General features: G+C 37.6%; 14 protein-coding genes. 3 read left to right on the top strand and 11 right to left on the bottom strand.

Annotated elements, in window-relative coordinates; all coding sequences use genetic code 11:
- Positions 1 to 141 precede the first annotated feature (141 nt).
- The 8 genes from aroD to J7E66_RS27645 all read right to left on the bottom strand — a co-directional run bounded on the left by aroD (position 142) and on the right by J7E66_RS27645 (position 8,393).
- On the bottom strand, positions 142 to 906 hold the full coding sequence (gene aroD / locus J7E66_RS27680; RefSeq protein WP_215006162.1) for a type I 3-dehydroquinate dehydratase: 765 nt from the start codon (positions 904 to 906) through the stop codon (positions 142 to 144).
- 51 nt (positions 907 to 957) lie between these two features.
- Positions 958 to 1,476, bottom strand: coding sequence for a shikimate kinase (locus J7E66_RS27675; protein WP_215006158.1), 519 nt, complete (start codon positions 1,474 to 1,476; stop codon positions 958 to 960).
- 139 nt (positions 1,477 to 1,615) lie between these two features.
- Positions 1,616 to 2,515 (bottom strand): ABC transporter permease, encoded by a 900-nt coding sequence (locus J7E66_RS27670; RefSeq protein ID WP_308162605.1) that lies wholly within the window; start codon positions 2,513 to 2,515, stop codon positions 1,616 to 1,618.
- Between the two features lie 17 nt (positions 2,516 to 2,532).
- Positions 2,533 to 3,540: an ABC transporter permease gene (locus tag J7E66_RS27665; RefSeq protein WP_215006155.1), complete on the bottom strand. Its 1,008-nt coding sequence runs from the start codon at positions 3,538 to 3,540 to the stop codon at positions 2,533 to 2,535.
- Between the two features lie 154 nt (positions 3,541 to 3,694).
- Positions 3,695 to 5,311 (bottom strand): ABC transporter substrate-binding protein, encoded by a 1,617-nt coding sequence (locus J7E66_RS27660; RefSeq protein ID WP_215006151.1) that lies wholly within the window; start codon positions 5,309 to 5,311, stop codon positions 3,695 to 3,697.
- A gap of 50 nt (positions 5,312 to 5,361) precedes the next feature.
- Entirely contained in the window at positions 5,362 to 6,330 is a 969-nt protein-coding gene (locus J7E66_RS27655) for an ABC transporter ATP-binding protein (RefSeq protein WP_215006148.1), read from the bottom strand.
- Positions 6,311 to 7,324 (bottom strand): ABC transporter ATP-binding protein, encoded by a 1,014-nt coding sequence (locus J7E66_RS27650; RefSeq protein WP_215006145.1) that lies wholly within the window; start codon positions 7,322 to 7,324, stop codon positions 6,311 to 6,313. The genes J7E66_RS27655 and J7E66_RS27650 overlap by 20 nt, the downstream gene beginning before the upstream one ends.
- Before the next feature lie 304 nt (positions 7,325 to 7,628).
- Positions 7,629 to 8,393, bottom strand: coding sequence for a MerR family transcriptional regulator (locus tag J7E66_RS27645; RefSeq protein ID WP_215006142.1), 765 nt, complete (start codon positions 8,391 to 8,393; stop codon positions 7,629 to 7,631).
- A 333-nt stretch (positions 8,394 to 8,726) separates the two neighbouring features.
- Here J7E66_RS27645 and J7E66_RS27640 point away from each other — a divergent pair, with 333 nt between their 5' ends.
- Together J7E66_RS27640 and J7E66_RS27635 are read left to right on the top strand one after the other, a co-directional pair.
- Entirely contained in the window at positions 8,727 to 10,211 is a 1,485-nt protein-coding gene (locus J7E66_RS27640; protein WP_215006139.1) for a peptide MFS transporter, read from the top strand.
- A 97-nt stretch (positions 10,212 to 10,308) separates the two neighbouring features.
- Positions 10,309 to 11,385, top strand: coding sequence for a GIY-YIG nuclease family protein (locus J7E66_RS27635; protein WP_215006136.1), 1,077 nt, complete (start codon positions 10,309 to 10,311; stop codon positions 11,383 to 11,385).
- Here J7E66_RS27635 and J7E66_RS27630 read toward each other — a convergent pair.
- The 3 genes from J7E66_RS27630 to J7E66_RS27620 all read right to left on the bottom strand — a co-directional run bounded on the left by J7E66_RS27630 (position 11,374) and on the right by J7E66_RS27620 (position 12,845).
- On the bottom strand, positions 11,374 to 11,982 hold the full coding sequence (locus J7E66_RS27630; protein WP_215006133.1) for a methyltransferase: 609 nt from the start codon (positions 11,980 to 11,982) through the stop codon (positions 11,374 to 11,376). The two genes, J7E66_RS27635 and J7E66_RS27630, sit on opposite strands and share 12 nt — an antisense overlap.
- Positions 11,983 to 12,042: 60 nt before the next feature.
- Positions 12,043 to 12,426, bottom strand: coding sequence for a vWA domain-containing protein (locus J7E66_RS27625; RefSeq protein WP_374102998.1), 384 nt, complete (start codon positions 12,424 to 12,426; stop codon positions 12,043 to 12,045).
- 191 nt (positions 12,427 to 12,617) lie between these two features.
- Positions 12,618 to 12,845, bottom strand: coding sequence for a hypothetical protein (locus J7E66_RS27620; protein WP_215006130.1), 228 nt, complete (start codon positions 12,843 to 12,845; stop codon positions 12,618 to 12,620).
- A gap of 162 nt (positions 12,846 to 13,007) precedes the next feature.
- Here J7E66_RS27620 and J7E66_RS27615 point away from each other — a divergent pair, with 162 nt between their 5' ends.
- Entirely contained in the window at positions 13,008 to 13,487 is a 480-nt protein-coding gene (locus J7E66_RS27615; protein ID WP_215006126.1) for a glutathione peroxidase, read from the top strand.
- Positions 13,488 to 13,521: the final 34 nt, after the last annotated feature.

Here is a 13,521-nt window from a genome sequence, read left to right as displayed (position 1 = left end):
AGGAGTCTGCGTGCCTTCCGCGGAAATCAACAGGCCCATTAGCAGGTACAATGAATAATTAAATGCTGAGAATAAAAAATTGCCGAGAAAAATACCCATTCTCGACAATCTGAACACTCCTCTGAGTGCTTTTCGGTTTTTTTATAGACTTTCATGTAACAGGTTTAATACACCTCGCAACTCCTTCACATTTACCTGTCCGGGTGCTGATGCTTTTTTTGCTGCCCCAAAAGTAACAGCAGACCCAAATACTTCTCCAGCCAATCGACTTATGACCCCTTTACCTGCCATAGACATGGTAATGAACGGCCTATCCGCAAACTGTTCGTTCATTGTATTTGTTGCATCTAAGAGGGTTAGCACATCAGCTGTACTATTTGGCATTACAGCAATTTTTGGTATATCTCCCCCAAACTCTTGTGCTTTCCGTAACCGCGAGATAATTTCCTCTTTTGTTGGCGTCTTATGAAAATCATGGTTAGAGACAATAACAAAAACATTTTTTGCATGTGCCTTTTCAATTATTGTTTTGACTTCATTTTCATCATTAAATAACTCAACATCAATGAAATCCACCAGACCTGTTTCTGCAACCGTCTTGTTTAATTCAAAATAAAAAGAAGTGGTTATTTCCTTATTGCCGCCTTCTTTATTACTTCGAAAGGTAAAGATAAGTGGTGTAGCAGGCAGGAACGTGCGAATTTCAGCAAGAGCCTTTTTCACCTGCTCAAAATCTTCTACTTGGTCAAAAAAGTCTACCCGCCACTCTACTACATCTAAGTCAATTGTTTTTAGAAATTCGGCTTCTTCCTTTAATTGTACAAGTGTTTCTCCCACCAACGGGACACAAATTTTTGGCATTCCTTCCCCAATGACGAGACCTCTAACCGTTACTGTTTTAGTCATTTGTTCCCACTCCTTGTCCCATTCCACATAAGTTTTGATACCTATTTTTCCCTAGATTGAATTTAATTCGTCAATAATTTGGTTAGCAATTTCTTTTGCATCCTTGCTATCAGTTGAAATCTTCAAATGATGGTTAACATAAATATCTTGTCTTTTGTAAAAAAGATCTTCCATTTCCTCAATTGACTTTCCTTTTAAAACAGGTCGGCTGTCTATAATCAGACCTAATCTATCTTTCCAGCCCTCCAATGATAAATCTAGCAGAATAACAATACAAGATTCTAAACAGGTCTTTCTAATTTCTTCTTGCAGGAAGGCACCGCCGCCGACAGAAATAACCTTTTGTTGCTGGGACGCTAGACTTGCAATTAAACTTTTTTCTCTTTCTCTAAAAACTTTCTCACCAAATTCAGAAAAAATTTGGGACACTGGCATGTTGTATTCTTTTTCAATTTGTTCATCAATATCAATAAAATCACGATTTAGTTTATTAGCAACCATCTTGCCGATCGTAGTTTTTCCAACACCCATAAACCCAATAAAAACAATACTATTATTTCTATTCAACATTTACGCCAAACCCCCAATTGGTAAAACAAATTATTAAGCATAATTATAATGCTATTTTGAGATTTTAGACAATTATTAATTAATCAAGTTAATGGTGCATGACACCAAAAGAAAGAGACCCACACAGGAGTCTCTACGTCTATTGTTTCATTTTCGGATCTAGGATGTCCCTTAGCCCGTCCCCCATTAAGTTAAATCCGAGCACAGTCAGCATTATAGCGACCCCAGGGAAGAATAACGTCCATGGTGCCTGAGTGATATAATTTTTTGAATCGGCAAGCATTTTTCCCCACTCTGGTGTCGGTGCTTGTGCACCCATTCCAAGGAAACCAAGAGCTGCTGCCTCAATAATTGCTGTGGCAATCGCTAATGTAGCTTGAACGATTACTGGTGATATACTATTAGGTAAAATATGACGGAGAAGGATACGTGAATCTTTCATTCCGACGGCACGGGCAGCCATAATATATTCTTCCTGTTTAACACTTAATACTTTGGAGCGAACCAATCGTCCAAAGTTCGGTATATTAATAACCGCGATCGCAATCAAAGCATTTTGCAGGGATGGCCCCAAAATAGAAACAACCGCAATCGCCAATAAAATACTTGGAAAAGCTAGCATAATATCAAAAATACGCGAGATAATCGCATCTACCCAGCGGCCGTAATATCCAGCTACAATTCCTAGTAATGTCCCTGCCACAACTGAGCCTAAAACTGAGAAAAAGCCAACCCACAATGATATTCTTGCACCATAAACAATACGAGAAAAAATATCTCGGCCAAAGTCGTCTGTCCCAAACCAATGCTCACTGGAAGGTGAGAGCATTCGATCTGCCAACACTTGATCTTTAAAGCTATATGGAGCAATAATAGGAGCGAATATAGCAATGATAATAAAAAAGACCACAATTCCTAAACCAACTACTGCTAATCGGTTTTTATAAAATGAAATCCATGCTTCCTTCCAGGGAGGTGTCAGCTTTTCTTCAACAATTACCGTTGCCATATTTGCCGGTTTTTTTGCTAATTCCGCCACTTTAAGATCCCCCTCCTCTACTTGGTATATTTTATTCGTGGATCAACCAAAACATATAATAGATCCACAATTAAATTAATGAGTACAAAAATTGCCGCAATAATTAATATCCCTGACTGGATAACCGGATAATCTCGATAGCCGATCGCATCATATAGATATCTCCCGATTCCTGGCCAGCCAAAGATTGTTTCCGTTAATATAGCTCCTCCAAGTAAAAGACCGGTTTGCAACCCGATGATAGTTAGAACCGGGATAACGGCATTTTTTAAGGAATGTTTATAAACGACCCAGAACATGCTCAGTCCCTTTGCTCTTGCGGTACGGACATAATCTGACTTCATCACTTCCAGCATGGTTGCGCGGGTCATTCGAGCAATAATCGCCATTGGAATCGTTGCGAGTGCAATGCTAGGTAACACCAAATGCTTTATGACCGTTATAAATTGATCAAATCTTCCTTGTAAGAGGGTATCTATTAAATAAAAATTAGTAATTGCTGCAACGGGATCTCTAACATTCTCTCTTCCTGTCGTTGGAAGCCAGCCTAATTCAATTGAAAATACCCATTGCTCCATTAAACCAAGCCAAAAAATCGGCAATGACACCCCAATCAATGCAAGAACCATCGCAACATAATCAAACCATGATTTGGAGAACCAAGCACTGACAATTCCTGCATTTACCCCCACTATGATGGCAATTAACATTGCCACTACTGTTAGTTCGGCGGTTGCTGCTAAGTAGGACCATATTTCTTCGTTAATTGGACCCCTTGTCCTGAGTGAGACTCCTAAATCCCCATGAAGTAAAGCATTAATATAATCGGCGTATTGTATGTACCAAGGTCTATCCAACCCTAATTCCTTTGTTAACGTGGCAATTGATTCTGCAGTCGCTCTTTGCCCAAGAATTACCTGAGCGGGATTTCCTGGAATAGCATGGATGATGGCAAAAACCACGAGAGTCATCCCAATTAAAACAGGGATTAAAGAAAACACACGGCGGACTGTATAAGTAAACAAATTTTTCACCTCACTGAAAAGCGTAAGCGCCTGGTTAGATGCTTTAGCTAAACAATTTTTTTACAAAAAAACTGAATGTGTTTAGTTAACAAAAGGGGAGGCTAAGCTCCCTCCCCTTTCAGCCATTATTAATTCGGTCTGTTAAACTTGTCTGTTATTTAAATTCAACTTTTGTTAGTGCTTCTGATCCAGTTGGGTGCGGTAAGTAATTTGCGACATCTTTTCCTGCTGCTAACAACGGTGTAGAGTGTACCAGTGGTACCCAAGGGGCATCATCATGAATGATTACTTGTGCTTCCTCATAAAGTGCATTACGCTTTGCTTGATCAATTTCTGTTTGTGCCTTAATTAAGACGTCATGTAATTTGTCATTGCTGTACTGGGAATAGTTATTACTTCCAATACTGTCTTTATCAAGCAATGTGTATAAGAAGTTATCAGGGTCACCGTTGTCGCCTGTCCAGCCAAGCATGAACATATCAAATTCACCTTTTGCTGCTTTATCTAAGTAAGTAGCCCAGTCCACAGATTGGATTTTGGCTTTGACATTGATTTTGCTTAAGCTCTCTTGAATAACTTCAGCAACTTTTTGTGCTTCTGGCATATAAGGGCGAGCAACAGGCATTGCCCATAGGTCAATTTCAAATCCTTTTTCGTATCCAGCTTCTTTCAACAATTGCTTTGCTTTCTCTAAATCATATGGATATGGCTCAACTGCCTTATTATAGCCTTCGATGGAAGGAGGCATTGGATTGACCGCTGCAAGGGCTTTCCCACCATAAAACGCATCGATGATTGATTTTTTATCAACAGCATAGTTAATCGCTTGACGAACGAGTTTATTATCAAATGGTTTACGAGTGGTTGTTAAACCAATATAACCCACGTTCATTGATGGACGTTCAATCACTTGGAGATTGGCATTTGCTTTAACAGTCGCCTCATCTGAATTGTTTAGTCCATCCATCACATCAATCTCGCCATTTGCTAGAGCGTTCAAACGTGCAGTATTTTCAGGAATCACGCGGAAAATAACTTTGTTTAACTTGGGCAAGCCTTTTTGCCAGTAGTCAGGGTTCTTCTCAAGCGTAATTGTATCGTTTTCTTTCCACTCAACGAATTTAAATGGACCTGTTCCAACTGGATTTTGTCTAAACTTATCACCGTATTTTTTAACAGCCGCAGGGCTTGCAATTCCAAACGGAGACATGGCTAGGTTCTTAAGGAACGGTGCCTGTGGTCTAAATAATACAAATTGTACTGTATTTGCATCAACAGCTTTAACTTCTTTAATTATGTGTCCTTTTTCCCCTTTAAATCCACCAAACATGGTGTAATATGGGAAGCTGTCAGCATTACCATTCATCCAGCGATCGAAGTTAAAAACAACCGCGTCTGCATTAAAATCAGTACCGTCATGGAATTTAACTCCTTGACGAAGCTTGAATGTGTAAGTTAAGCCATCTGGTGTCACTTTCCACGATTCAGCAAGTCCTGGATTAATAGTAGTATCTTGATCACCATATTGAATCAATGTTTCATAAATGTTTTCTGTTACTTTGAATGCTTCACCTTCAGTTGTGGTGATTGGATCTAGAGATGTAGAATCTCCACCACGACCATAAACTAGTGTATCTTTTTTCGATCCACTTCCAGTGGCAGGATCTTTCTTGCCTCCTGCTTCTTCATTGGTTTTGCTGCTACAGCCAACTAGAAACATACTGATGGCTAATAGAGAGATTAACAGCAGTTTAAAAGACCTCTTCTTCATAAGTTTTGTTGCCCCCTTATATTTTTGTTTTTTATCATAAATGCAGCAAATCACTTGTTATATAAGTGACATGCGACAAAATGACCGTTTAGATTTTGTTCCGCAGGTCTAGTCTTTTTACAAATATCCATCACCTGTGAGCATCGTGTATGGAAGGCACAACCTGAGGGAGGATTCGCAGGACTTGGAAGTTCTCCTTCTATTAAAATGGTCTCCCTCTTTATATCTGGATCCGGTATTGGCACAGCTGATAGGAGCGCTTTTGTATATGGATGCTTCGGATTTTCATATAGATCTTCACTTTCAGCTAACTCTATTAATCTTCCTAAATACATCACGCCAACACGATCACTAATATGGCGTACAACTCCTAAATCATGAGCAATAAATATGTAAGTAAGCTGAAATTCCCTTTGTATGTCCTTCATCAGGTTAAGAACCTGAGCCTGAATGGATACGTCCAGTGCTGAAACAGGCTCATCGGCGATAATTAGTTTTGGTTTGGTCATTAACGCTTTTGCAATTCCAATTCTTTGACGCTGACCGCCGCTAAATTGGTGCGGATACCTTTTAGCGTGGTAACTGCTTAAGCCAACTACCTCAAGCATATCTCTCACTTGCCTTTTACGTTCCTCTTTTGTCCCTATTCCATGAACAATGAGCGGCTCTTCAAGAATCTGTTCGATCGAATGTCTTGGATTAAGCGATGCATAAGGGTCTTGGAATACCATTTGGATATCTCGTCGAGTTTTTCTTAATTCAGATTTTGACATACTAGTAATCTCTTGATCTTCAAAAATAATCCTACCCTCACTTGCTTCAATCAAACGCATGAGCAGACGGCCCGTGGTCGATTTACCGCAACCGCTTTCACCAACGATGCCCAATGTTTCTCCTTTTCTAACGTAAAAGGATACATCATCAACCGCTTTGACTTCTCCTTGTTTGCTCCCAAAAAGGCCCCCTGTAATCGGAAAGTACTTTTTTAATCCATTTACTTCAAGAAGTAACTCTGACATGGTTGTCACTCCCCTTCATCAATGTTTGTAGGAAACAGCGCACTTCATGTCCGTCTTTTTCCGTTTTATACAAAACTGGTGTTTCTTCCTGGCATTGACCAAATGCCTCTGAACATCTAGCCGCGAACCGGCAGCCCTTTTGGATTGATCCTGGTGTAGGGACAGTGCCGGGAATACTATAAAGCCGTTCCTTTTTCCCTCTTAAATCAGGGACGGATTTTAAAAGGCCCTTTGTATAAGGATGCTGAGGATTTTTGAGTATCGTTCTAACATCACCCTGCTCCACGATTTGCCCAGAATACATGACAATTACGCGTTCACAAATTTCTGCAACGACACCTAAATCATGGGTAATGAGAATGATCGATGTATTTGTCTTTTTATTTAAGTCCTTCATTAAGGCAAGGATTTGTGCTTGAATTGTTACGTCAAGTGCGGTTGTTGGCTCATCCGCAATCAGCACTCTAGGATTGCAGGCCATGGCCATCGCAATCATTACCCGTTGCCGCATACCGCCCGATAGTTGATGTGGATGCTCTTTAAGAATTCCTTCTGCTCTTGGAATACCAACAAGTTTTAATAATTCGATACTGCGTACATTTGCTTCTCGCTTTGAAAGGTCTGTATGCAGTCGGATGGCTTCCATTAACTGATTACCAATTGTAAACAACGGATTCAATGAGGTCATAGGCTCTTGGAATATCATTGAAATCTGATTGCCGCGGATTTTTCTCCACTCTTTTTCGGAGATATTTTTCAGGTCTTTTCCTTCAAAAATGATTTGACCATTCTCGATTTTTCCTGGTGGAGAAGGAATCAAACCCATGGTCGCTAAAGAAGTGACACTTTTACCACTCCCCGATTCACCTACAATCCCTAGAATTTCTCCATCCTTTAATTCGAAACTGATGCCATCAACTGCCGGCACTAGTTTTTTCCCTGATTGAAAAGACACCTTTAAGTCTTTTATTCGAAGAATAGGATCCTTTTCCACATTTACACCTACCTGTACATTGTTTTTTTATGTATTCATTCTAATCAGAAATATAATAATATAATAAATTTTAAAATAATTATGACATATATTACTTTAGTGGTACTATCCATTTTTGTCAATTACGTGAAAAAAGTTCAAAATATCCCAGTAGCACATAGCCGCGGTAATGCACTAAGGCGCTTTTTTGTGTTATACACTAAATTTTTCCTTTAGATATTAAAATAATAAAAAATATAAAAGGTAATAAAAAAACCCTGTAGACTATCGCTGTCTTACAGGGAATCTCATCTATTGTAAAAAGTTATTTTTTCATACCCGTATAAATGTGAATGGCATCCCTTAAAAATTCAGCGGTCCCTGGCTGTTGTTTATCATAATAGGCGGTAAATCTTTCATCATCCACATACATTTGTGCCAGACCTGCATGGGCTTCCTTACTATATTCATTCCAATAGTAGCATAACCATTGCTTATGGAGGTCAGCGGCTGTTTGTGCCTTTTCTCCGGCTGGATCCCCGGTTTTAAAAGCTTCAGCTAACGTTTGTGTCAATTTTTCAGCTAGTGCTGTTACCTCATCATGTTGTTCTTGTGTCATATTCTGAAGTTTGGCATTTGACTTTTTGACGGTTTCATCTCCATACTTTTCTCGAATTTCTTTCCCGTATTTTTTCTCATTTTCGTCAATCATTTTTTTCTTAAAACCCTCGAACTTTTCTTTATTTGACATTTTCATTCTCCCTTCTGTTACTGCGATCGTTTTATCTACATTCGCAATTAATAATTCTAACTGTTCCTTTTTCTCAAGGAGTTTTTCACGATGTTCTTTAAGTGCTGCAGCGCCATCAAAGTTTGGAGCTGTTACAATTTCTTTTATACTTTCTAAACTGATCCCTAATTCCCTGTAAAATAAGATTTGTTGAAGACGGTCCACCTCCGCTTGACCATAAATTCTGTATCCTGAGGAATTAATTCTAGCTGGCTTAAGGATTCCAATTTCATCATAATACCTAAGTGTTCTAGTACTAACACCAGCTAGACCTCCAAGCTTCTGCACTGTATACTCCATTCGTTCACCCCCTTATAAACTAACGATACACCTTTACGCAACGTCAATGTCAATCACTATTATGCCTATTTTTAGGAAAAAAGGTGCCTGACACCACAGATGGACAAATGTCCATCTGTGGTGTCAGGCACCAATTAAGGTCTATTAGAGTGAAAAGTCCCTCTTATCTGAAATCATTTACTATTTTAAAAAAACTTTCTTTTTTCCCTTTATTAAACTGAAATTCAGTATTATCAATGTTTATAACCTTTCATAACTTATTTCCAGAAAAAAAGTTTTTGACAATTCAAAACAACAGAAAGTATTATAATATAATAAAAGGGAGGTTGTAACATGTCAAACATAAATAGACAGAAAATTGTGGATAGTGTACCTCAAACTGGATTTTTCGGACATCCTAAAGGCCTATCTACTCTTTTCTTTACTGAATTTTGGGAGCGCTTTTCTTACTATGGAATGAGAGCCATCCTCGTTTTCTATATGTATTATGAAGTTTCTAAAGGCGGATTGGGCATTGATAAAAATCTCGCACTTTCTATCATGTCCATCTATGGATCACTTGTTTATATGTCTGGAATAATTGGCGGCTGGCTGGCTGACCGGGTCTTCGGTTCTTCAAAAGCCGTGTTTTACGGTGGAATCTTGATTATGTTTGGACATATAGCTCTAGCTATTCCTGGCAGTGTTTCTATGTTCTTTGTTTCCATGGTATTGATTGTTCTAGGTACTGGAATGCTTAAACCAAATGTTTCTTCCGCAGTAGGTGAATTGTACAGCGAAAAGGACGAACGTCGTGATGCAGGTTTCACTATTTACTATATGAGTATTAACTTGGGAGCATTCTTATCCCCGTTAATCGTTGGATCGGTTGGTAACTTCCACTTAGGGTTTGGAATTGCCGCTGTAGGTATGTTCTTAGGATTAATTGTGTTCAGTCTTACAAAGAAAAAAAATCTAGGTCTTGCAGGAACGATGATTGCCAATCCAATGTCACCTGCAGAAAAGAAAAAAGTCTTCACTTTTATTGGATTAGCTGTAATTATTCTTGTTGTTTTATGTGCAGTATTAATACCAAAAGGACTTTTAACTTTTGCTAGCTTTATTAATATTGTTACTTTTCTTGGTATTTTAATTCCGACGATTTATTTCGTTGTGATGTACCGTAGTCCAAAAACAACAGCAGTAGAACGTTCAAGGATTATTGCTTATATCCCGTTATTTATTGCAGCGGTTATGTTCTGGGCAATTCAAGAGCAAGGTTCAACCATCCTTGCAAGTTTTGCTGATACTCGTACACAATTACATTTTGCTGGAATTGAAATTAAGCCAGCGTGGTTTCAATCTTTAAACCCGTTATTTATTATTATATTTGCGCCTGTATTTGCTTGGTTGTGGGTTAAATTAGGAAAGCGTCAGCCATCAGTACCTCAAAAGTTCTCATTATCATTATTATTTGCTGGTTTGTCATTCCTAGTTATTCTTATACCTGCTTATTTTGGCGGTACGGATTCATTGGTGAGTCCAATGTGGCTTGTTCTTAGTTATTTAATTGTTGTATTTGGAGAATTATGCATGTCACCTGTTGGTTTGTCAGCGACTACTAAATTAGCTCCTGCAGCCTTCTCAGCGCAAACGATGAGCTTATGGTTCTTAGCAAGTGCTGCTGCACAAGCACTAAATGCACAAGTTGTTAAATTCTACACACCTGAAACTGAAATGACCTATTTTGGTGTGATTGGTGGAGCATCTATCGTACTAGGTATTATTCTATTAATGTTAGCTCCGAAAATTCAGGGCTACATGAAAGGTATTCGGTAATTATAAAAAAAGGTGCCTAGTCTTCTCATCCACTGATGGTGAAGGCTGGGCACCTTTTTTATTTGTGATAAAATATAGTGTGAATGGAGGTATTCATATGGATCTTAAAGAAAAGGTAAAAAACCTTCCCTCTTCCCCTGGAGTGTATCTTATGAAGGACTCCAGAGCACAAATTATATATGTAGGAAAAGCAAAAAACCTTAAAAATCGTGTGCGGTCATACTTCCAAAATTCAAAGGCCCATCCTAAAAAGATAATAAAGCTAAAAGCAAGCCTAAAGGATTTTGACTATATCCTTACTGACACAGAATTTGAAGCGTTTATGTTGGAATGTAAATTAATCAGTGAAATCAAGCCCCTTTTTAATAGAATGATGAAAAATCCTCAATCCTATATCTATATTAGGATTGAAATGGATGCCGGCTTTCACAGAGTCAACACTTGTAGCAGTCCTGATAACCCTAACAGTCTTTATTTTGGTCCGTATACAAGCAAGCAAACTGTCGAAAAAGCGCTCCAAGGTATCAAGGAATTCTATAAGATCTGCTGTAGCAGCCCTTCAAACAAGAACACTCCCTGTTTAAATTATTCCTTAGGTTTATGCCTTGGTATGTGTTTAGGAGGAGATGCACTTGAGCGATATAATGAAAACATAACTAAGATTATCGGCTTACTGCATGGCACCGATATGAGCCTGCTTGAAGTTATGGAGCGAAGAATGATAGAGGCTTCTGAAGAATTTGATTTTGAAGTGGCCGCAAAGTATAGAGACACGTTGGATGCCATCCACTCCCTTCTAAATAAAGAAAAAGTGATTGAATTTACGGAAAGTAATAAAAATCTCGCAGTCGTTGAATCCTTAAATTACAGTACTTTTAAACTATTCCTAATTAAGAAGAACAAAATACTCTCCAGTGAAAAATATTCATGGTCTGAGATTGAGGCTACGAGGAAAACAATCACGTCCAATATATTAAGCATCTTTAAAACTACAGAAGTTAATTCAACAAAAAAAGTCAGCAGAGATGAAATTGATGCCGCACAGATTATCTATAGTTATTTGAAAGGAAGCAACAGCAGTTATATCGTCATTTCTGAACAATTGCTTGATACTAAAAACACAGCTGAATTAAACGATGAGATAAACAAATTAATGCAAAAGCTATACGATTAATTGATAAATTAAAAATCTCTCATTAGAATTATGTTCATAGAAGTAAGGCAAAGTGATTTCTTTTTTCAATTCAAAAGAGGTATCGTTTTCTAAATAATATATATAATCTTCTGATGGGTAATATAAAATCAATTCAATATTACGCTCGGATTTTTCCACCGATAGCAATATATTATTAATGGTTTTCATAAAAATTTGGATTGAAAACGGATTAAAAAAGTAAAATCGATTGTCATAAGGGTCTATTTGGTATTCTTCCGCCAAACCGCAATAAAAATCAATATTGCTATTTCTCGTGTCGGTTTTCTTTAAATAACTAGTTCGATTTTCAATTGCTTCCTGATAGAAATCCTCATTCATTTCAACGCCAACAACCATTGCATTAAATAGATAATGAATAAAAAAGTTTAATCTCCCTTTGCCACACCCAAAGTCAACTATTCGATCATGGCTAGTTAATTTATAGTTGTTAAATAATTCTTCGAGGGCGCTATATGGCGTTGGCTCATAACGATGGTAGTGAAAGGACTTATTAAATCCCTCTTGGTCCCCTCCCGTTTTTATCCCCATTAATTTATCATAATAATATTCTTTCATTGAAAACTCATAACTCCTATCCGAAAGAGTTCATCCCCCACTTTTTGTGAGGGATTCTTTTCAGGCTACTTTAATTGCTTTGCCAAAAGGAACCCTTGGCAAAATAGCTCCAGGTACAAGCCAAATCATTTCATAACTAACATTTTCTATGTCTTCTGAAATAAAGCCGGTTACATCGGTAATATAAAATAGTGTATCGATATTTTCTTCTTTAGCCCACTCAAGCACCAAGGTATACGAAGATTTCCCATGTGTATAGTATTTAATTGTATCACTTTTGACAGGTGATGTACTTCTAATTTTAAAATCTGCTTGCACCAAAATGGTATCTGGCTTTAATTGTTCAAACAGTTTTACTATGTTATTGATTAATATGCTTGGGGCTTCATTCGTGGAAGTGTCTACAGCTAACGCAACCTTTTTATCTTGACGCTGTTGAATCATTGAAAGTATCGTTTTGTGCCATTTCAACACGACCAACTCCTTTGGAATGTATAAGTGAACCATATTATTTTGGTTTATAAAGAAAAGGTTTATGTTTGGATAATTGCGGTAATCAGAACAACAATAGAAACGTATGCAAGTAAAAAAGAAATGCTCATCTTGGTCTATTCACAGATGAGCACTAAATTTTACTATTCCTTGATTTCATTGAGTTCATCAATCAGTTGTTTGGTTCGTTTCGCATTTCCTTCGGCAAAGTTTTCAAGGCGTTCCTTTAGTTCATCATCATCATGAATTCGCTCTGCCGTTATTAGATATGTCCGCATTAAATTTTCTTCCGTTTCGATTGAATCCTCAAGAACGTCTTTAAGTATTTCCTTTTCTTCTCCATTTTTACCATTAAACAAATTTATCCCCATTGGAAAACCCTCCTTTTTATCTTTATCTTTCTCTTTTCCGTTCCAGATATCCAGCCTAGTTAACATATTCAGACTTGCCACATTTAATTAAATCGTGTAAGATTAAATCGCAAACGATTTAATCTAAAAAATTCCATAGTAAAAACCAAGGGGGAGACTCAATTGACAACGATTTATGATTTTAGTGTAAAGATGACTAATGGTGAGGAAAAATCATTAATGGATTATGAAGGCAAGCCTTTACTTATTGTGAATACTGCAAGTAAATGTGGGTTAACACCTCAATTCAAAGGACTTCAAGAATTATATGAAAAGTTTAATGAGAATGGTTTAGAGATTTTAGGTTTCCCTTGTGATCAATTCAATAATCAAGAATTTGCTAATATTGAAGAGACAACACAGTTCTGCCAATTAAACTACGGGGTAACCTTTCCAATATTCGCTAAAATTGATGTAAATGGCAATAATACTGATCCCCTATTTACTTATTTAAAGAACCAGAAACCAGGTGCTCTTACAAAAAATATAAAATGGAATTTCACAAAATTTCTAGTCGACTCAAAGGGTCAGGTGATCGAACGGTATGCCCCCACGACTGAACCAAGCAGAATTGAGAAGGATATAAAAAGATTATTTTCATAATTATTTTAAAGTAAGGTGATCATCTTGGAAGACT

The organism is Bacillus sp. ISL-7, assembly GCF_018613065.1.
The sequence above is the reverse complement of the archived record's forward strand: the minus strand, read 5'-3'. Positions and strand labels throughout refer to the sequence as shown.

Bases quoted from the DNA above. Each gene is read 5' to 3' on its own strand.
- J7E66_RS27645 (WP_215006142.1), bottom strand. From the start codon at position 8,393: ATGGAGTATACAGTGCAGAAGCTTGGAGGTCTAGCTGGTGTTAGTACT.
- J7E66_RS27625 (WP_374102998.1), bottom strand. From the start codon at position 12,426: ATGATTCAACAGCGTCAAGATAAAAAGGTTGCGTTAGCTGTAGACACT.
- J7E66_RS27660 (WP_215006151.1), bottom strand. From the start codon at position 5,311: ATGAAGAAGAGGTCTTTTAAACTGCTGTTAATCTCTCTATTAGCCATC.
- J7E66_RS27640 (WP_215006139.1), top strand. From the start codon at position 8,727: ATGTCAAACATAAATAGACAGAAAATTGTGGATAGTGTACCTCAAACT.
- J7E66_RS27655 (WP_215006148.1), bottom strand. From the start codon at position 6,330: ATGTCAGAGTTACTTCTTGAAGTAAATGGATTAAAAAAGTACTTTCCG.
- J7E66_RS27620 (WP_215006130.1), bottom strand. From the start codon at position 12,845: ATGGGGATAAATTTGTTTAATGGTAAAAATGGAGAAGAAAAGGAAATA.
- J7E66_RS27630 (WP_215006133.1), bottom strand. From the start codon at position 11,982: ATGAAAGAATATTATTATGATAAATTAATGGGGATAAAAACGGGAGGG.
- J7E66_RS27675 (WP_215006158.1), bottom strand. From the start codon at position 1,476: ATGTTGAATAGAAATAATAGTATTGTTTTTATTGGGTTTATGGGTGTT.
- aroD (WP_215006162.1), bottom strand. From the start codon at position 906: ATGACTAAAACAGTAACGGTTAGAGGTCTCGTCATTGGGGAAGGAATG.
- J7E66_RS27635 (WP_215006136.1), top strand. From the start codon at position 10,309: ATGGATCTTAAAGAAAAGGTAAAAAACCTTCCCTCTTCCCCTGGAGTG.